The organism is Oryzihumus leptocrescens, from assembly GCF_006716205.1.
Classification (GTDB): Bacteria; Actinomycetota; Actinomycetes; order Actinomycetales; family Dermatophilaceae; genus Oryzihumus; species Oryzihumus leptocrescens.
In genome coordinates this window covers 1,067,556-1,084,907 of the sequence record NZ_VFOQ01000001.1, presented here as the reverse complement: position 1 = coordinate 1,084,907, position 17,352 = coordinate 1,067,556, and the positions used below count along the sequence as shown (strand labels likewise).

General features: G+C 71.5%; 20 protein-coding genes. 7 read left to right on the top strand and 13 right to left on the bottom strand.

What is annotated here, in order from left to right:
* Positions 1–295 precede the first annotated feature (295 nt).
* Positions 296–877 (top strand): maleylpyruvate isomerase N-terminal domain-containing protein, encoded by a 582-nt coding sequence (locus tag FB474_RS05195; protein WP_246092056.1) that lies wholly within the window; start codon positions 296–298, stop codon positions 875–877.
* Between the two features lie 249 nt (positions 878–1,126).
* Here the strand turns inward: FB474_RS05195 and FB474_RS05190 are convergent, their stop codons facing one another.
* The 3 genes from FB474_RS05190 to FB474_RS05180 form a co-directional block, all read right to left on the bottom strand.
* On the bottom strand, positions 1,127–1,660 hold the full coding sequence (locus FB474_RS05190; protein WP_221632439.1) for a DUF1062 domain-containing protein: 534 nt from the start codon (positions 1,658–1,660) through the stop codon (positions 1,127–1,129).
* A gap of 335 nt (positions 1,661–1,995) precedes the next feature.
* On the bottom strand, positions 1,996–2,667 hold the full coding sequence (locus tag FB474_RS05185) for a Type 1 glutamine amidotransferase-like domain-containing protein (RefSeq protein WP_141787674.1): 672 nt from the start codon (positions 2,665–2,667) through the stop codon (positions 1,996–1,998).
* 148 nt (positions 2,668–2,815) lie between these two features.
* Positions 2,816–3,373 carry a hypothetical protein gene (locus FB474_RS05180; protein WP_141787673.1) on the bottom strand — a complete coding sequence of 186 codons (558 nt, stop codon included), beginning with the start codon at positions 3,371–3,373 and terminating at the stop codon, positions 2,816–2,818.
* A gap of 300 nt (positions 3,374–3,673) precedes the next feature.
* On the opposite strand from FB474_RS05180, the gene FB474_RS05175 reads away from it, so the two are divergent.
* On the top strand, positions 3,674–4,081 hold the full coding sequence (locus FB474_RS05175; RefSeq protein WP_141787672.1) for a VOC family protein: 408 nt from the start codon (positions 3,674–3,676) through the stop codon (positions 4,079–4,081).
* Between the two features lie 66 nt (positions 4,082–4,147).
* Here the strand turns inward: FB474_RS05175 and FB474_RS05170 are convergent, their stop codons facing one another.
* Positions 4,148–4,723 (bottom strand): TIGR03086 family metal-binding protein, encoded by a 576-nt coding sequence (locus tag FB474_RS05170; RefSeq protein ID WP_141787671.1) that lies wholly within the window; start codon positions 4,721–4,723, stop codon positions 4,148–4,150.
* Between the two features lie 124 nt (positions 4,724–4,847).
* Here FB474_RS05170 and FB474_RS05165 point away from each other — a divergent pair, with 124 nt between their 5' ends.
* Both FB474_RS05165 and FB474_RS05160 read left to right on the top strand, forming a co-directional pair.
* The gene (locus tag FB474_RS05165; RefSeq protein WP_141787670.1) at positions 4,848–7,244 is read left to right on the top strand and encodes a LuxR C-terminal-related transcriptional regulator; all 2,397 of its coding nucleotides are present in this window, start codon (positions 4,848–4,850) and stop codon (positions 7,242–7,244) included.
* 172 nt (positions 7,245–7,416) lie between these two features.
* Positions 7,417–7,689 carry a hypothetical protein gene (locus FB474_RS05160; RefSeq protein ID WP_141787669.1) on the top strand — a complete coding sequence of 91 codons (273 nt, stop codon included), beginning with the start codon at positions 7,417–7,419 and terminating at the stop codon, positions 7,687–7,689.
* Between the two features lie 266 nt (positions 7,690–7,955).
* Here the strand turns inward: FB474_RS05160 and FB474_RS20645 are convergent, their stop codons facing one another.
* From FB474_RS20645 to FB474_RS05145, 3 genes are all read right to left on the bottom strand, one after another.
* Positions 7,956–8,120, bottom strand: a complete 165-nt coding sequence (locus tag FB474_RS20645; protein ID WP_185746046.1) for a hypothetical protein — start codon at positions 8,118–8,120, stop codon at positions 7,956–7,958.
* A 147-nt stretch (positions 8,121–8,267) separates the two neighbouring features.
* Positions 8,268–9,140 (bottom strand): DNA gyrase subunit A, encoded by an 873-nt coding sequence (locus tag FB474_RS05150; RefSeq protein ID WP_141787668.1) that lies wholly within the window; start codon positions 9,138–9,140, stop codon positions 8,268–8,270.
* The gene (locus FB474_RS05145; RefSeq protein ID WP_141787667.1) at positions 9,137–9,517 is read right to left on the bottom strand and encodes a hypothetical protein; all 381 of its coding nucleotides are present in this window, start codon (positions 9,515–9,517) and stop codon (positions 9,137–9,139) included. Before FB474_RS05145 ends, FB474_RS05150 begins: the two co-directional genes overlap by 4 nt.
* Before the next feature lie 151 nt (positions 9,518–9,668).
* On the opposite strand from FB474_RS05145, the gene FB474_RS05140 reads away from it, so the two are divergent.
* Positions 9,669–10,247: a cadmium resistance transporter gene (locus tag FB474_RS05140; RefSeq protein ID WP_425465311.1), complete on the top strand. Its 579-nt coding sequence runs from the start codon at positions 9,669–9,671 to the stop codon at positions 10,245–10,247.
* Between the two features lie 53 nt (positions 10,248–10,300).
* Here the strand turns inward: FB474_RS05140 and FB474_RS05135 are convergent, their stop codons facing one another.
* From FB474_RS05135 to FB474_RS05120, 4 genes are all read right to left on the bottom strand, one after another.
* The gene (locus tag FB474_RS05135) at positions 10,301–11,005 is read right to left on the bottom strand and encodes a VOC family protein (RefSeq protein ID WP_141787665.1); all 705 of its coding nucleotides are present in this window, start codon (positions 11,003–11,005) and stop codon (positions 10,301–10,303) included.
* A gap of 70 nt (positions 11,006–11,075) precedes the next feature.
* Positions 11,076–12,446, bottom strand: coding sequence for a hypothetical protein (locus FB474_RS05130; protein WP_141787664.1), 1,371 nt, complete (start codon positions 12,444–12,446; stop codon positions 11,076–11,078).
* Complete coding sequence (locus tag FB474_RS05125) at positions 12,443–13,108, bottom strand: ABC transporter ATP-binding protein (protein WP_141787663.1); 666 nt, start codon at positions 13,106–13,108, stop codon at positions 12,443–12,445. The genes FB474_RS05130 and FB474_RS05125 overlap by 4 nt, the downstream gene beginning before the upstream one ends.
* Before the next feature lie 111 nt (positions 13,109–13,219).
* Positions 13,220–13,780: a dihydrofolate reductase family protein gene (locus FB474_RS05120; RefSeq protein ID WP_141787662.1), complete on the bottom strand. Its 561-nt coding sequence runs from the start codon at positions 13,778–13,780 to the stop codon at positions 13,220–13,222.
* 120 nt (positions 13,781–13,900) lie between these two features.
* Here FB474_RS05120 and FB474_RS05115 point away from each other — a divergent pair, with 120 nt between their 5' ends.
* On the top strand, positions 13,901–15,247 hold the full coding sequence (locus tag FB474_RS05115; RefSeq protein WP_221632438.1) for a lanthionine synthetase LanC family protein: 1,347 nt from the start codon (positions 13,901–13,903) through the stop codon (positions 15,245–15,247).
* Positions 15,248–15,320: 73 nt separating this feature from the next.
* On the opposite strand, the gene FB474_RS05110 is transcribed toward FB474_RS05115, so the two are convergent.
* On the bottom strand, positions 15,321–16,181 hold the full coding sequence (locus FB474_RS05110) for an RNA polymerase sigma-70 factor (RefSeq protein WP_246092336.1): 861 nt from the start codon (positions 16,179–16,181) through the stop codon (positions 15,321–15,323).
* Between the two features lie 48 nt (positions 16,182–16,229).
* Positions 16,230–16,715 (bottom strand): NAD-dependent epimerase/dehydratase family protein, encoded by a 486-nt coding sequence (locus FB474_RS05105; protein WP_221632437.1) that lies wholly within the window; start codon positions 16,713–16,715, stop codon positions 16,230–16,232.
* A 117-nt stretch (positions 16,716–16,832) separates the two neighbouring features.
* Between FB474_RS05105 and FB474_RS05100 the strand changes: the two genes are divergently transcribed.
* A complete protein-coding gene (locus FB474_RS05100; protein WP_141787660.1) occupies positions 16,833–17,321 on the top strand; it encodes a GNAT family N-acetyltransferase in 489 nt (162 codons plus the stop codon).
* The last annotated feature ends 31 nt before the right edge of the window (positions 17,322–17,352 follow it).

Below are 17,352 nucleotides of genomic sequence, written 5' to 3'. Positions count from 1 at the left end.
CCGACAAGGTACCGACCAGAATCTTCACGGGACTTCAATCTGGCTTCGGAACAAGCGGCCGCCGGCCTTCGCCTCGATCAGCAGATCGCCGCCCTTCGAAAGCGTGGTGACGCTGGGGTTACCGGGGCTGAGAGCGTTCGGTGGTCTGCCTGCCAGATCTCAGGACGGGGACAGGACGATGCTGGCGACCTGACGAATCCGTGCGCATCGAGGACGGAGAACGTCCTGATTGCCGGCGAGACTGCCTTCCATGACGACTTCTGACCTGCAGAGCAACGCTGCTGGCATGCGACCCATGGCGAGCCTGATCAGCACCGCAACCGACGAGATGCGGCAGGCTGTCGAACCCGTCCTCAACCGTGACTGGAGCCTCGCTGCTGGCGACCTGGAGTGGTCGTGCCGACAGACAGCCACCCACATCGCTGACGACCTGTTCTCCTACGCCTCGCAGGTAGTGGCTCAGCCGGCCAAGGGCTATCTACCGATCGAGGCGGTTTCGGACCCTGAGGCCAGCCCCGAGGAGCTCGTGCGATGTGTCGCGATGTGCGGAGAGCTCCTTCGCCTCGCCGTGACCGCCGCATCGCCGGACGCGCGTGCCGGGCATCCGTATGGCACCTCCGATCCGGAAGGGTTCGCTGCCATGGGGGTGGTCGAGGTTCTCGTGCACACCTACGACATCACCCGCGGTCTTGGCGTTGAGTGGGCACCGCCGTCAGGGCTCAGCGAGCCCGTACTAGCGCGGCTCTTCCCGGACGCGCCGCCGGGAGACCCCTCGGCAGTGCTCCTGTGGTCCACCGGTCGCACCGAACTAGTCGGCCGTCCCCGCCTCGCAGACTGGCGCTGGGATTCGTCAATCAGGACCGACGACGCGAAGTGACGCACCGGGGCGTCCACCGAGTGACTCGACACCCTCGCGAAGGGCCGGCCAACCCGAAAGCTCGCGGCTTACCGGTCCCAGGAAGGTCTTGCCGCGTACCTGCCACAGCGGCACGACGAGACGAGTGCAGATGGCCGGCGTAACCGCGGAGTGGATCGGAGCCCTCGTGGCCGAGGTGTGGGCCTGCGCGGGCGTCTGGCCGGGGCCAGTCCGGGGGCCTTGCCGGACTGGCCCCGGCCGCGGGACGGCTCAGCGCTTGAGTGTGAAGGCGAAGTCGCCGGAGCGCTTGCCGCTCAGGCGGACTGCCGATACGAGACTTCCCTCGGTGACGAGTCTCTCGACCTCGGCTCGCGAAAGGCCGAAACCTTCAGCGACCAGGCGCACCGGCCGAACAGGGATCCGCGCCGCAAAGCGCACCGAGACGTCGATCGCCCCGTCCTCCAGGTGATTCGATCCGCCGGTGTCGAGGCGCCAGGCGTTGTCCCAGTCGAGGGCGATGCGATTTCGGCGCCGCACGACCGGGTCCTGGAGCAGCTCCGCCGTCAGGCCAGGGTCGTTGTGGTGCAGCCGGTCCAGCAGCTCAGGCCGTATGGAGCGGACGTTCATCCGCTCCAGGACCGTGAGCTTGGTGGTCTCCCCGCAATCGGTGCACAGCGCGAGGAGCCAGGCGTCGAGGAGCTTGTGGTTTGCGTTGACGCGGAACTTGCCGCTAGCCCGGAAGCGCTCGGAGGCGCACGAGTGGCAAGGGCGGAGAATGACAGGCAGGCAGGTGGGCACGACCACCCAGATATTGGGCACAGAAATACACCGGTTCCAGTGAGAAGTTCGCAGCGAAAAGGAGCGCGGCGCAGATGCGCGACGCGCGATGAATCAGCGCTCGAGAGGTCTCACGTGGTGTACAACGGCAGGTCCTCGGCAAGGCGACAGTGGCGGGAGCACGCTAACGGCACACGAAAGTGCGGCTCACATGGTTTTCGCAGCTCGCAAACCCCGCCGGTCGGGGGTTCATCCCCGATCTGCGGCCCTGTTCCGTCCGGGCCGACCATCCGGTCGGCCGGTTGCGCCCGCGCCGACTCGCCTCGCTGACCCTGCCGGCCGGTCGGCGGAGCCTCCTGGCGTCAGGCGGAGAACAGCTTCCAGTGCCCCTCGGAGATGACTTCGACGGTGCCGTCGCTCACCTTGATGGCCGTCTGGTCGTCCATGGCGTACGCCGGACCCGCGATGTCGGCCGCCCAGCTCTCGGCCTCCGCCAGGGAGTTGCCCGGCATGCCCTCCTGAGCCAGGTGTGGACAGATCGAGAAGTCGACGACGCCCAACGTGCTGTCGTCTCCGGTCGGCGGCCTCCACTGGACGAAGTCCTCGCCGATCCGCGGGGTCATCACCATGCTCCCGGCGCTGAGTCCCACCCACACCGTCTCGGGCAGCGACGGAAGCAAGTCGGCCAGGCCGGACTGGCGCATCCAGTGGCACAGATACAGGGCGTCGCCGCCCGCCGCGAGGAGGACGTCGGTCTCCCGGACCAGCGGTACCCAGCGCTCCTCGTCGATGCTGGGCAGCGCGGTGAGCTCCAGGACGCCGACGGACTTCCAGCCCAGGTCAACCATGGGGTTCTCGGAGTTCCCGCTGATGAACTGCCAGGCCCTGACGCCCGGCCCGCACATCGGATGGCCCCATTGCGCTGTGGGGATGCACAGGGCGCTGGAGTCGGCGATCGGCTTGCCCAGCAGGTCGACCAGCGCATCGCGGATGCTCGTGTTCGTGACCCCGCCGGAAGTGAGCAATAGCTTCACGATGTCCCCCAGGTTGCCGGTAGGGCCGACGCTACCGACTCAAGGCCGCGCAGGCCACAGTCGGGCCGCGCGCCGGCCACGGCTTCTCTGTGTTGGCTGATCGACGCTCTCCCGATCGCCTGACCACGCTGGCCTTGGCTGTGGCCGGCTACACCGCGCCATCGTCCGTCCCCAGCTCAAGCCTGGTCGCGCCGGCAGACCCGAGCTCCGGGCGAGCCTGGGCGGCAAGGTACCCGAGGACGTTCTCGGCGACCTGCTCCACCGGCCGCGGCGGCAGGTATACGTGCGCGCCGGCATCCAGCAGTCGCCCGACCGGCCCACTGACATCGAGCCCGAACTCCGGATCGAGGATCTCGGTGATGATCACCTGCGCCTGGGGGAACATGAGCGTCCACCGATGGGTCAGTTGCGGGCTCACCGGCTGCGTCAGCACGATGTCGGCCGTGGATGGGGCATCCAGGAAGTCCAGGACCAGGTAGTCGGGGCCGAACGCGTCGCTGAGCCGCCGGCGTGCCGCATCGGACATGAGCATGGTGGTCGCGACGACCACGACTCCCTCGCGCGGCGATCCCTGGCCCGTCCTGCCTGGAGGATCCGGCGGCAGTACCGCACCGTGGAGGACCGTCGACGTGAACGCCAAGGTGCCCACCGGCTCACCAGATCGCGTGATGTCGACCTCGCCATCGTCGATGAGCGACTCGACCACCGCCCGGACCTCCGGTGACAGGCCGGTCAGGTCCAGCTGCGCACGCCCGGAGCGTCGCCGGTGCACGAGTCCACCGCCGTGTCGGCGTCGCCCCCTACGCATGCCACTCATGCTGCATCACTTGGCGGGGTTGGTCCGCGGCCGACACGCAACGCGCGGAACACGAGTGACATGCACGTAACACGTGCCTATGGTCTCGACATGGCCGACGTCGACCGGGCGGTCGACGACGAACTGACGGCTCAGCCTGGCGGTCATCGCCGGCCGGCGGCGACTGCCGGAACACCGAGAGGACACCTGATGAAGATCCGCCTCACCAGCGTCTACGTCGACGACCAGCGAGCCGCCCGCGACTTCTACACCAAGGTGCTCGGCTTCACGGTCCACCACGACATCCCCCTCGGTGACAACTTCTGGCTCACCGTGGTCTCCCCCGAGGACCCGGCCGGTCCGCAGCTGCTGCTGGAGCCCTCCGACCACCCTGCCGTCGGTCCCTACCGGGAGGCCCTCGCGAACGACGGTATCCCGCTGGTCCAGTTCGCCGTCGACGACGTCGCGGCCGAACACGACCGGCTCGTCGGCCTGGGGGTCACCTTCACCCAGGCCCCCACCGACATCGGCCCGGCCGTCGTGGCCGTCTTCGACGACACGTGCGGCAACCTCGTCCAGCTGATCAGCGAGAAGCGCGACGCCGGAGCGGGCGACTGAACCGGAACCACCGTGACCGGCATACAGTCGGGAGCGGTGAGCTCACCGGTCTGAGAGGCCGCAGCCTCACCGTCGTGTGATCGTGCGACCGGCGGCGGCCATGAGCCGCTCGGTGTCGGTGGCGTCGACGGGCGACACCGTCGGAGGCTTGATCAGGCCGAGCTCGATGGCGTGGTCGGTGCAGGTGAGCGTGACGACGTCCGTCATCGCCGGGACCGACTCCGGGGGGAACTCGATCGGGCGCCGCAGGCTCGCCGACAGGTCCCAGGCGTGCGCGGCAGCATCGATGACCGCAAAGGCCAGGACGACCGCACCAGGCAGGACGCCGAACGGCGTGTCGTGGTCCGCGGTCATCACTCCATCGCTGCGCCACAACCTCAGGGCCACGGCGGTGACCTCGGCGGCGATCGGCGCCAGGTCGCCCTCGTAGGGCACCGCGGCCATCGCCTCGTCCTGTGTCATGAGGTCCTGACCGGTGACTGTGCCTGCCCAGAACAACTGGTTCTTCAAGGCGTGGCTCGCCAGGCGGCGGATCGTCCAGGGCGGGCAGTTGGTGACGACGTCCATCTCCGTCTCGTCGAGCCCGGCGACCACCCGGTTCAGCTCGTCCTCGGCGTAGGCCAGCAGCGTCAGGTGGTCCATCGCGTGCCTCCCGGATCGGCCCGGTCAGGCTAGCGGGACGAGGCGCCCGAGCGAACCCCCGGAAGGGTGATGTGCAGACGACCGGGCGCCGCGCCCTGGGTGTCGTCGGTGTCAGACTGGCTCGGTGAGCCTGGAGGCCAGGCACGGCAACCTGCCGCGCACCGCGACCGCCCTCGTCGGGCGCGCCGGGACGTTACGCGAGCTGGCCGCGCTGGTCCGATCCCGGCAGCTCGTCACCCTCACCGGCGTGGGAGGCGTCGGCAAGACCCGACTCGCCCTCGCGGTCGGCGCGGAGCTTGCCGAGGAGTTCCCCGACGGCACGTGGCTGGTCGAGCTGGCCCCGGTGGGCAACGCCGACGCGGTCCCGGACGCGATCGCCACCGCCCTGGGCATCACCCCGCAGGGTGATGCCCGCGTCATCGACACGGTTGCCGAGGCAGTCGCCGGACGCCGGCTGCTGATCCTGGTCGACAACTGCGAGCACGTCCTTACGGCGGCCGCGGAGGCGATCGCGGAGATCCTCGCCCGCTCCGAGGTCCCCCGGATCCTGGCGACGTCCCGGGAGCACCTGCGAGCGCCGGGCGAAGCACTCGTGCCCGTCTCGCCTCTGGCCGTGGACGGCGGCATGACGTCCGAGGCGGTGACCCTGTTCGTGGAGCGTGCCCGCGCTGTCCGGCCCGGGTTCGGGATCTTCGACGCACAGACCGCGGACGCGGTGGTCGAGATCTGCGGGACGCTCGACGGGCTGCCCCTCGGGATCGAGCTGGCCGCGGCGCGGATGGCGGCGATGAGCGCCGTCGAGGTGCGGGACCGGCTCGGTGACCGGTTCCGGCTGCTGACCGGGCCCGAGCTGGCGCCCGATCGCCAGGCGACCCTGCGGCACGCGATGGCCTGGTCCTATGACCTGCTCAACGACGAGGAGCGCGCAGCCCTGCGCCAGGCGTCGGTCTTCGCAGGAGGGTTCGACCTGGCAGCGCTGTGCGCCGTCGCGGAGTCGGGCGACGACGTCGAGGTGCTGCGGCTCCTGGACTCGTTGGTGCGCAAGTCCTTGGTGAGGGCTCACCACGGACCCGCACGGACGCGATACAGCCTGTTCGAGACGATCCGCGCGTTCGCCGACGAGCGGCTGGTAGAGGCCGCCGAGCGCGAGGCTGCTCGCGATCGGCACGCGGCGCACTTCGCCGACGAGGCGGCCCGACGGTGGGGGCAGTGGAACGGTCCCGCGTGGCGGACCCAGGTCGACTGGGTGACGACGGAGCTGGCGAACCTGCGGTCGGGACTCCAGTGGAGCATCGATCGCGGTCACGTCGAGGTCGCCACCGACATCGCCGCGCACGCCGCTCTCATGGGCTTCTCGGTGGAGCTGTTCGAGACCATCGGGTGGGCGGAGTCCCTGCTCGACGTGGCGGCCCGGGCCGACGTCCCGCGGCTCCCCCGGCTCTACGCCGCGGCGGGGTATGCGTGCTTCGTCGGACGCGCCGCGGTCGCCACCCGGAACGCCCACCTGGCGACCGAGCTCGAGGGCCAGCCCGGCTACCAGTCCTGCGAGCCCGGCTACGCGACGTTCATCGAGGCGCTCGGCCAGGTCTACTGCGGCAACCTGGATCGCTACATCGAGCTGACCCGGGACGTCGCTGCACTGCCTGGCGCCGGACGGGCGTACGGGATCGCGGCGTACGTCGACGGCCTGCAGTCGGCCGGGCGGGTCGAGGAGGCGCTGGAGCTCACCGGGTCCGCGGTCGCGTCCGCGCGCCAGCTGGCCAATCCCTTCTGGGTGGTCTACACGCTCTGGATCGTCGGGCTGGCCTGGTCGAAACCGGACCCGCAGCGCGCCCTGGAGACCTGGGACGAGGGCGTCGCCCAGCTCGGTGAGCACGACGTGCGGTTCTTCGAGGGCTTCCTGGCCCGTGACGCCGCCCTGCTGCACACCTCGGACGGTCAGCTCGAGGCGGCGCTCACCCTCTTCGGCACGTCGATCGGAGCCTTTCTGCGCTCCGGCGCCGTCGCTCAGCTGGTCATCACGCTGGCCAGCCTGCCGGCACTGTTCGAGCGGCTCGACCGTCCCGCTATCGCGCGCACCCTGCTCGGCGCGATGGCCAACGAGCCGGCCAGCGTCCACCATGTGCCCACCCTCGCCGACCTCGGCGAGCGGCTCGACGCCCAGCTCGGCGACGAGGCGTCGGCGCGCTTCGCCGCCGTGGGCGGCGGGATGGACCTCCACGAAGCTTCCGCCTACGCGCTCCACCAGATCGGCCTCGCCCAGCGCGCTCTCACCGCTTCGAGCCAGCACGGCGGCGGGGTCACCGGCCTGACGGCTCGCGAGACACAAGTGCTGCGGCTCATCGCCGACGGGGCGACCACCCGCGAGATCTCCGAACGGCTGTTCATCTCGGCGAAGACCGCCGACAACCACATCCAGCACATCTACACCAAGCTCGGCGTCACCAACCGTGCGGCGGCCACCCGTTGGGCCCTCGACCGTGAGGTGGTCGTCCGCGCCACGGAGACCGGCGGAGGCTGACACGGGCCGCCGGGGTTCGAGGTGGAGGGCCGCTGCGGGATGGGGACCCGAAATGAGGAGATCTCCTCATGTGGGGACGTCGCAGGCGGCGCAGGATTCTCGTCAAGCCAGCCGAAAGCGCTGGAAGGACAAGGGATCCGCTCAGGACCCGACCAGATGAAGGAGAACGACGATGATCCTGGCGACGACGAAGGTGAAGGACGTCGAGCACTTCCTCGAGGTCTACGGCACGACGGGCGCCGACAAGCGTGGATCGCACGGCTCGAAGGGCTCGACGGTCTACCGCGACCCGATCGAGGAGGACCGGGTGTGGGCCGTCTTCGACTGGGATGAGGACGGTTGGATGGCGTTCGCCACGGACCCGGAGACCCCGGGGATCCTGCAGGAGGCCGGCCACCTGGGTCGACCCTCCCTCGGCCAGTACCTCGGCACCTTCAGCGCCTGACACGGTCCCGGGGCCGGTTCGCACCCGGCCGTCCGATCCGCGTACAGGATGCCTCGCACCCGGGAGACCCTCGCGGCTACACGGCACGGGGGTCTCCCACACGAGTGAGCGCAAGGCCAGTCGCTCTACCCGTGACTCGGGCCTTCTGCTCACGCGAGGTCTCAGGGCGCAAAGCACAGGTGGACCCGGTTCTTGGTCGTCCTGGGCTCGGGCACCTGGTTGCGCTCATCGCTCCGGACGACGGCCGCGCGCCTCCCGGGCTGCGCTCACTGAGGCTGTCGGAACCTGAGGTAGAACGCGCCGAACACCATCACGATCCCGACGTTGACCATCAGCCGCTCCCAGAAGTGGTTCCTGAAGAACAGGACGTCGACGCCCACCACGACAACAACCATCGTGAGCGCGTAGAGCACGGATGCCAGCCTTCCCATGGTGTCTTCGTACTCTGCCCGACGGACCGGCGCCACCAGACCGGAGCGGCCACAGGGGCGAGACGCCCTCGTCCACCTGAGCGAATAGGTTCTCCTCGTTGGCCTTCCCACCTCGTGTCCTCCTGGCCAGGAGGCGCCCGGGGCGTGCTACAGAAGGGCCCCGAGCCGGCCGAGCCCGGAGCCGTCGCCCCGGTCCCAGGTGGCCAGCAGCTGTCCCATCGGCGCGGGCAGCTGGCTGTCGACCTCGATCGTGACCGGCCACACGGACCGGACCCACGCCTCTGCCTGAGCGACGTCGGCATCCCTGGCCAGATCGCAGACCACGCGGATCCCGGTCAGGCCGCTGCTCTCGTCCCGAACCTGGCGGACGGGTGCCGGTCCCGTGAGGGGCTGGAGGGCCTCCATCCCCGCCGGCAGGTAGTCGGCCTGCTGACGGTGGCCGGCAGCCCTGGCTCGGTGCTCCAGCTGCACGGCGACGTCGTCGACGGTCACGTCGAACGGGACTTCGGTGATGACGAGAGCACCGGGCTCGCGGGCGATGGTCGAGCCCAGGGTGAGCCTGGTCGGCCTGCCGGCAAGCAGGCGGTCGACGTTGCCGTCGACGGTGCCTCCGGTGGGCATGATCGGGGAGCCCGCGTCGGGAGCGCCTGCGGTCAGCGCCTCCAGCACCCTGGCCGGGGCGAACGGTGGGACCCGTCCGCCGCGGTAGAACGACCCCTCGATCAGGCCCAACGGGACCGGGCCGACCTCCCCGCGTTCGGCGGCGAGGGCCAGCTCTCCGATCCCGGACAGCCGGACCTCGGTGTACCGGGCATCGGCGGGCGGGTCCCCGTGCTGCGACCCGAAGTTGCCCGAGCCGTCCAGCAGCGGCAGGTGAAGCCGCCACGACGCGGTGAGGTCCACCAGCAACGGATACGTATACCGAGGCCCCATCCCGAGCGTGAGGTCCAGGGCCTCCAGGACGGCCGTGGTCAGCCCGTACCCGGTCTCGGGGCCACCCAGGCCGGTGCGGGCGCTCATGGCGCAACCGCCGTGCCCACCGGAACCCCGTCGACGACCACTGGGCCATAGGCGGGACGAACCTGCGCGACGAACACGTCCAACGGCCCCCACCCGGTCTGGTACCGCACCGTTCGGCAACGCATCAGGGACGCCGCCCGCGCCGGCACGCCCACGTCGTTCAGCGTGGCGACGAGGGCAGGAACCGACTCTGGGGTGACGACGACGTCGAGGTCGCGGGGGTCGCCGAGTCCGGTGCGCATCCACCGGGCGCTCCCGCCCACGACGACGACCGGCGCACCCCGCCGGGCCAGCTCCGCGGCGAGCAGCGCCGGGCGACACCAGGGCACGTCTGCGGCATCACTGGTCAGCAGCCGGTCAGCTCCACCCTCGGCCATGGCCAGAGCATGCCAGCGTTCCTGCCAGGAGGAGACGTCCACGCTTGCGCTGCCGACCAGGGCAGGAGGCCGCCTCCCCCTACGGTGTGACCTCCGGGATCGTGACGAGGAGGCAGCGGTGGGGTTGAGAACCCTGGGTCAGGCCGTGGCGATGTTCGCCGTGACCAACATCGACGACCTCGTCGTCCTTGCCCTGTTCTTCGGCCAGGCGGCCGGACACCGTGCCGGCGTCTTCCGCGTCGTCCTGGGGCAGTACCTCGGGTTTGCCGCGATCCTCGCCGCTTCCGTCCTCGGGTCGGTGGGCGCCGGTCTGCTGCCCGAGGTGTTCATCCCCTACCTCGGCCTGCTGCCCCTGGCGCTCGGCCTCCGGGCCGCCTGGCGCGCCTGGCGCGAACGCCTCCTCGATGGGGCCGACTCCCCCACCAGCCGCCCGAGCGAGAGGATGACCGCGCCCGCGGCCCTCGCTGTCGCCGGAGTGACCTTCGCCAACGGTGGCGACAACATCGGCGTCTACGTGCCCGTCTTCACCACCACCAACGCAGCAGGCCTGGTCACCTACTGCGCGGCGTTCCTCGTCATGGTCGGCATCTGGTGCGCGCTCGGCCTGTTCTTCGCGACCCGGCCGATGGTCGCCCGGGCGCTGTCCCGCTCGGGTCACGTCCTGCTACCCGTGGTGCTGATCGGTATCGGGCTGCTGATCCTCGTCCAGGGCGGTGCCTTCGGCCTCTGACCGCAGGGGCCGGCCCCCAGACACCACGGACCGCCCGAACCCGGGCGCCGGCGTCACCCGGCGTGAACACAGAACTCGTTGCCATCCGGGTCAGCCAGCACCGTGCTGCCGCCCACGGCACCGTCGAGCCGCGTGGCCCCGAGACGCACCAGACGCTCGACCTCCCCTTGCGGATCGCCTCCGGCCAGAGCGAGGGTGAAGCGCTGCCGGTTCCGCTGCACGAGCGGGGCAACGGGCGGGCCTCCCCAAGCGACCTTGGTGCCGCCGTGCGGGGACTGGATCGCGGTCTCCTGGTCCTGGTCCCACACCAGCGGCCAGCCCAGGGCCGCGCTCCAGAACAGCCCGACCTCCCGGGTGCCGTCGCAGGCGACCTCCCCGAGGAAGCCGCACCCGGCGAGGTAGGAGTTGCCCGCCTCGATCACGCAGAACTCGTTGCCCTCGGGGTCGGCCAGGACGATGTGGCCCTCCTCGGGGCGCTCCCCGACGTCGAGGTGGCTGGCGCCCAGCCGCAGCGCCGTCGCCACGGTCTGCTGCTGGTCCCCGGGGCTGGCACTGGTCAGGTGGAGGTGCATGCGGTTCGGTCCCACCTTCTCCGCGAGGCTCGGGGCGAACTGAAGGCCGAGCTGCGTGCCGTGCCCGCGCAGGAGCGCACCACCGGTGTCCTCCACCACCTCCCGGTCGAGCAGACCGGCCCAGAACTGCGCCACACGAGCTGGCTCGTGTGCATCGAAGGTCACCGCCAGCAGTCGCACGGACATGCCCGCACGCTAGGGGTGGGCCCACGGCCTGACAAGGCAACCCTCCGGCCGGGAACGCGGCTGGGCCCGCTCAGCCCCGGTGGGCGTCGAAGAGCAGGCGCGCCCGTCGCCGGGCGTAGAGCGCGGCGAGCCACGTCGTGAACGCCAGCACGAGGAGCCCGTTGACCGGTTGCCGCGAGGTCAGCGCCGCCGTGGCGGCGGTCCCGCAGACCACCGGCACGACCAGCGGGACGCTCTGCCAGGCCACCATGGCCGGCATCCCCGCGCGCGGGGAGAAGACCCCGATCGGGGGAAGCCCACGGTACGCAGCCATCACCTGTCCCGCCAGGAGCAGGCCCAGCAGGAGGAGGGCCCAGACCAGGCCCAGGGGCGACCCCCGCGTCGACAGTGCCGCCGTCAGGCCCACCCCGCAGACAGTGAGGACGGACAGCACGCCGGGCACCACGAGATGAGCCCGCGCCTCGGCCATGGGGCTGAGGCCGAGCAGCGGCGGGGTGCCGGCGTTGTCGCCGTGCAGCCGCAGGCCTTCGGACCAGGCGCCGACACCGAACCAGGCCACGACCAGGCTCACCACGGTGATCAGGCTCGGCGTCCCGGGCGTGGCGGTGTGCACCAGCCCGTAGACCCCGGCCACGGTCAGCACCAGCCCCGACAGGCCCCGACAGGGCGCCCGGCGCAGCCCGAGCCAGTCCCGCCATACGAGGGTGCTGACCGGGCCCCGGGCCCGTAGCCGGATCGCGCGTCCCCGCGTGATGGGCGCCGCGATGTCGAGGCGCGCCGCGCGCAGGTCGCCGGCGAGCACCGCACCGCCGACGGTCACCGAGCGCGCCGACTGAGTCCGTAGCCCGCTGAGGTGCAGCGCCCGCAGCGATCCCCCGGGACGCAGGAGCAGCGCCGGGCCGCGCGTGTGGACGGGCCACGCGCGCACCTGCCCATGCAACCAGGCACCGGCCACCAGGAGCCCCACGAGGGCCCCCGCCGCCACGCCCGGCCCGAGGACGACCGCCCCGGCCAGGGCCGCGATCGCCAGCCCGGCACCGGACACGAGGCCGATGAGCACGCCGCCGACGAGGCATCCCAACAGGGCGACCCGCCACCAGCGTCGCAGCACGACGGCGCGGTCCAGCGGGCTGGTGGCGACGTGGTCCAGGTAGGGCAGGTCGGGGACCACCGGCCCGCGGACCCGGCCGGCGCGGAACGCGAAGGCCACCGTCGCCAGCAGGAGCGCACCTGCGAGGACGATGCCGCGATACCCGGCCAGGTGCGCCGCGAGCCACCGTGGGTCCAGGAACCGGAAGAACGCCTGCGCGGCCGGGACCCCGTAGCTCGCTGCGGCGATGACCGCGACGTAGATGGCGTAGGTGACGTTGTGCTGGCCGGTCTCCCGCTCCCCCGTGATGACGTGGCGGGCATCCCGCAGCAGGTCGGCGTCGCGGCTCATGCGGGCACGATGTCGACCACCCGGTCGGCGATCCGCGCGGTCAGGTCCGGGTCGTGGCAGGCGACCACCATCGCGACTCCTGACTCCTTGCGGGCCATCAGCAGGTCGCCGAGGAGGCCGCGCTTGTGCGTGTCGAGGCGCTGCTCGGGCTCGTCCAGCAGCAGGACCCGGGCCGGACGGGTGAGCACCAGGGACAGGTGGAACAGCTGCTGCTGGCCCGAGGAGAGCTCGTGCGGGAAGCGCTCGGCCAGGTGGTCGATCTCGAGGGCGGTCAGCATGGCGTCGCCGCGCTCGTCCGCACCGTCTCCCCGCCCCCAGGTGGCCTCCAGGAGGACCAGGTGGTCGACGAGGGTCAGGTCGCGGTATGCCGTGGGCGCCCCCAGGAGGGCGGCAACCGTACGACGCATGGCCGGGTCCCGTTCATCGGCAACGGTTCCGTCGATGGTGGCCTTGCCGTCCGTCGGCGCGGTCATCCCGGCGAGGACCCGCAGCAGCGTCGTCTTGCCGCTGCCGTTCTCTCCCCGCAGCACCACGCACTCCCCGGAGGCGACCTCGAGGTCGGTCGGCCTGAGCAGGACGCTGCCGTCGATGGCCTTGCCCACGCCGGTCGCGACGAGCTTGACCGGCCCGTCGGCCCCGTCGGCCTTCGTCCTGCGAGCCATCTGATCCCTCTCCGCGTGGGGATGGTCCCGCGCTGCTGACCTGCCTCGCTGACCTCGGCAGTCGCAAGGCGAGATCCTCCGCTGTCTGGTGAGGGAAGTCCAGAAGGCCGGTCAGTCGCGCAGCCGGTACCGGAGGTGGACGACACCGCTCCGGAAGCGGTGCTCGTCCAGGAGCTCGAGCTGGACGCGAACGCCTTCCGGCAGCGCGCGCTTGCCGCCACCGACCACGATGGGGTTGAGGAACAGGTGGCACTCGTCGACCAGGCCCGCGGCCATCGCCGCACCCGCGAGCTCTGCACCGCCGATCGAGATGTCGCGGGACGAGGACTCCTTGAGCGCCCTGACCGCGGCAGGGTCGAAGTCGCGCTCGATCCGCGTCCGCGCGCTCGAGGGCACCTGGAGGGTGCGCGAGTAGACGATCTTGTCGGCCGCTCGCCAGATCTGCGTGTAGTCCCGGGAGACCGCGCGTTGATCCTCGCCGGCGCCCGCGGTCTCCCAGTAGGCCATCGTCTCGTACATCCGACGCCCGTACAGATAGGTGCCGATGGGCCGCTCGAGGTCGTTGACGAACGCGTGCACCTCCTCATCGGGGGCCGCCCACCCGAACTCGCCGCGCTCGTCCTCGACGTATCCGTCGAGGGAAGCGATCGCCGCGTAGACCAGCCTCGCCATGTCAGACCTCCCGCCGGTTTGGCCACGTTCTCGTCGTGGGCCATGGTGCCTCGTCACCGCGCCTGCCCGTCAGCGCTCTTGACCGAACGATCACCCAATCCCGGATGACATGATCCCCGGGTGACACCGACCTCTCCCGACGCCTACCGACGGCTGGCCGACTCCGCCTGGCGATGGGTGCTGGACCAGGTGCGGTGGGAGGACGGGCCGTGGGTCCCCGAGTCGGTGACCGCGGGTGAGGTCCCCGAGGTGCCGCCGCATCGGGACGGCATGCACAGTGGCGTGGGCGGCCTGGCCTACGTGCTGGCCGAGATCCGCCTGACCCGCGCCTGGACCGATGAGGAGCACACCCTCGCCGGGGCCGTGGCCGACCGGCTGCGGCTGGGGATCGCGCACGAGGAGGACTGCACCTTCTTCGACGGGCTCCCCAGCGCGATCGGGGTCCTCACCGCGCTGCAGGAGCCCGGCGCCGACGCCGCCATCGCCCGGCTCGCAGACCTGGCCACCCCGGACGGGTGGCCGCAGACGGCTCTGGGCCCACCGCGATACCTGCCGGGCACCCGCCTCAACGACGCGACGCTGGGCACCGGCGGGGTGCTGCTGGCCGCGCTGTGGGCCCGCCGGCACGGCGTCGCGGGCGCTGTGCCGCTCGCCGACCACGCCTCGCAGGTGCTCCTCGCCGAGGCGGAGCACCTGCCGACGGGGACCAACTGGCTGATGGCGCCCCGACGGTTCAGGCCCACGCCGTCCCCGCAGATGCCCAACTTCTCCCACGGCCTGGCCGGCGTCGCCACGGCGCTCGCGTGCGCCGGTGCCGAGCTCGACCGGCCCGACCTCACGGCGGCCGCGCGCAGCGGCGCCGAGCACCTGGTCACCCTGGGCGACACCAGCGGGCAGGGCTTCGTCCTGCCCCTCCACATCCCCGCCCTGCCCGACTTCGAGGACGTCACCTACACCTGGTGCCACGGCCCGACGGGCACCTCGTTGCTCTTCCCCGCGCTGCACCGGGCGGGTGTCCCTGACGTCGCGGGCGAAGGCACGCTGTCGTGGCATCGCCGATGCCTGCACAGCGTGCGCACCTCCGGCCTACCCGCACGCCCGCGCCCCGGCTTCTGGGACAACGACGGTCGCTGCTGCGGCACCGCCGGGGTGGGCGAGGTGTTCCTCGACTCCTGGCAGCGGGCCGGGCAGGAGGACGACCTGGTCTTCGCGGTGGTGCTCGCCGACGCCCTCGTCGACCGCGCGGTCCACGACGGCCCGCACTCCTACTGGCGGTTCGTCGAGCACCGGTCGTCCGAGCCGCTGCTTCCCCCCGGCGTGGGCTGGATGCAGGGCGCGGCCGGGATCGCCGCCTTCCTCTTCCGCCTCAGCCGCCTCCTGGACGACGGGCCGGCCGCCCCGGCGGTGGCACGCATGGACAACTGGTGGGCCCTCCCCACGGACCGGTCGACCGACCAGCTGGCCTGACGTCCGACCCTGCTCGTCGGCGGCGCCCCGCGCCCGTGCCCGCGGTCACGGTCGTTCGGGTCGTTCAGGTCGTTCAGGTCGGCGGGCGGCGGACCGCGTTCGCCTCGCGCAGGACCGCCCAGGCGTCCGCCACCGGGCCCAGGTGCCCGAGCTTGTCCGGGTTGAGGACCGCACGGATCGCCTGGATCTGGCCGTCGAGGACGTCCAGCGTCCAGGTGTTGAGCACCTTGCCGTCCCGGTCGCGGAAGATCGCTCCCGGCTGCCCGTTCACCTCGTGCTGCTCCACCGTGCCCCCGATCCCCGCGAACAGCGGGAAGGTCGAGGCGAGCACCCGGGTCACGTTGTCGAGCCCGAAGATGCCCCTGCCCCACAACGGGGCCCGGCCGCCGCCGTCGCCGACCATCTGGACGTCGGCGGCGAGCAGCTCCCGCAGGCCCTCGACATCACCCTCGCGCAACGCATCGAAGAAGCGCGCCGCCAGCGCGTCACGCACCCTGCGGTCCGCCTCGAACCGTGGGCGCCCCTCGTCCATGTGGCGACGTGCCCGCACCGCGAGCTGGCGGCAGGCGGCCTCCGACCGGCCCACCGCCGACGCGACCTCGGGGAAGCCGAACCCGAACACCTCGCGCAGCACGAAGACCGCCCGCTCGAGCGGGCTGAGCCGCTCGAGAAGCACCAGGGCCGCCACCGACACCGAGTCGGCCAGCTCCGCCGACCGCGCGGGGTCCTCATACGGGTCGGTGAGCAGCGGCTCGGGCAGCCACTGCCCGACATACTCCTCCCGCCGAACCCGTGCCGAGCGCACCACGTCGATCGAGATCCGGGTCACCACGGCCGAGAGGAAGGCCTTGGTCGACGTCGGTGTCGTCGAGGAGCCCTCGTAGCGCAGCCACGTCTCCTGGACCGCGTCCTCGGCCTCGCTGACGCTGCCCAGGATCCGCGAACAGCAGCGGCCGCAGCTCCTCGAACTCCTCCGTCCGGGTCACGCCAGCGCCTCCTTGAAACCCTGGCGCCACGAGGGGTGGCGCAGCTGCCAGCCGAGCTCCTGCCGGGCCAGCCACACGGGGACGCGCATCGGCGGCCTGGCCCCGGCGCACGCCGCGAGGGACGGCAGCCACTCCCGGGCCGGTGCCGGCTCGTCGTCGACGACGTTGAACACGCCGCTCGCCCGCTGCTCCACAGCCAGGACGGTAGCGCTCGCCGCGTCGTCGAGGTGCACCCACGAGCAGTATCCCGCGCCGTCCCCAACCAGCGGGGACTGCCGCTTGCGCACGAGCTCTACCTGGTCGTCGGTGGCACCGGGCCCGTAGAGCGCGCCGTACCGCAGGGCCGCACCGCCGGCCCGGAGGACCACCTCCTCGAGGTGGCGGGTCGCGTCCGGCCGGGCCGCGGCCACCGCCTCACCGACCGACACCGCATCCAGCCCGTCCATCACGACGCCGGTCCCGCCCGCCACGAACACCCGCAAGACCATCACCCTCCCGATCGCTGATTCTGTCTCCGGGACCTGAGACGAGACAGCCCGCCCGTCTGTGACATGGGCGGGCTCCCCCGCACCGGCTCATGGCTTTGACAGGATGACCGGGTGACGACCTCGGGGGACCTGCTGCAGGTGACGGCGGCGCACGGAGCGGACGAGGTGAGGGCGTCCGCGGCGATCTGGGCCCGTGCCAAGGCCCGCCGCGACCAGGACCCCGAGCCGGCCGCGGTCGACGACACCGTCCCGGGCATCCGGCGGCGGCTCGGCCTCGAGGGAGCCAGGCTTCTCCTGGCCCGGCGAGCCGGCGACCCCGTCGGCTTCACCCTGTTCGCACCCCGGGAGCAGACCCTGGAGGTCTTCTACGTCGCAGTCGACCCCGACGCGTGGGGCTGCGGCGTGGCGAGCCGGCTGCTCCTGGCAGCGGAGGACCAGGCTCGACAGCTCGGTCGGGAGACGCTCGAGCTGTGGGTCATCGACGACAACGCGCGGGCCATCGGCGTCTACCAGAGAGCAGGGTGGGTCAGCACCGATGAGCTGCAACGGGATCCGACCTCCGGCCGGGTCGAACGACGGTTCCTCAGGCACCTGCGCTAGCTGAGCCTGACCGTGCTGTAGATGGATCGGT

What these genes read in the sequence shown, in the direction of transcription:
- FB474_RS05150 (WP_141787668.1), bottom strand. Translation starts at nt 9,140, where the DNA reads ATGAGCGCCCGCACCGGCCTGGGTGGCCCCGAGACCGGGTACGGGCTG.
- FB474_RS20645 (WP_185746046.1), bottom strand. Translation starts at nt 8,120, where the DNA reads ATGGGAAGGCTGGCATCCGTGCTCTACGCGCTCACGATGGTTGTTGTC.
- FB474_RS05135 (WP_141787665.1), bottom strand. Translation starts at nt 11,005, where the DNA reads ATGTCCGTGCGACTGCTGGCGGTGACCTTCGATGCACACGAGCCAGCT.
- FB474_RS05195 (WP_246092056.1), top strand. Translation starts at nt 296, where the DNA reads ATGGCGAGCCTGATCAGCACCGCAACCGACGAGATGCGGCAGGCTGTC.
- FB474_RS05145 (WP_141787667.1), bottom strand. Translation starts at nt 9,517, where the DNA reads ATGGCCGAGGGTGGAGCTGACCGGCTGCTGACCAGTGATGCCGCAGAC.
- FB474_RS05170 (WP_141787671.1), bottom strand. Translation starts at nt 4,723, where the DNA reads ATGGACCACCTGACGCTGCTGGCCTACGCCGAGGACGAGCTGAACCGG.
- FB474_RS05120 (WP_141787662.1), bottom strand. Translation starts at nt 13,780, where the DNA reads ATGGCGAGGCTGGTCTACGCGGCGATCGCTTCCCTCGACGGATACGTC.
- FB474_RS05140 (WP_425465311.1), top strand. Translation starts at nt 9,669, where the DNA reads ATGTTCGCCGTGACCAACATCGACGACCTCGTCGTCCTTGCCCTGTTC.
- FB474_RS05175 (WP_141787672.1), top strand. Translation starts at nt 3,674, where the DNA reads ATGAAGATCCGCCTCACCAGCGTCTACGTCGACGACCAGCGAGCCGCC.
- FB474_RS05160 (WP_141787669.1), top strand. Translation starts at nt 7,417, where the DNA reads ATGATCCTGGCGACGACGAAGGTGAAGGACGTCGAGCACTTCCTCGAG.
- FB474_RS05125 (WP_141787663.1), bottom strand. Translation starts at nt 13,108, where the DNA reads ATGGCTCGCAGGACGAAGGCCGACGGGGCCGACGGGCCGGTCAAGCTC.
- FB474_RS05130 (WP_141787664.1), bottom strand. Translation starts at nt 12,446, where the DNA reads ATGAGCCGCGACGCCGACCTGCTGCGGGATGCCCGCCACGTCATCACG.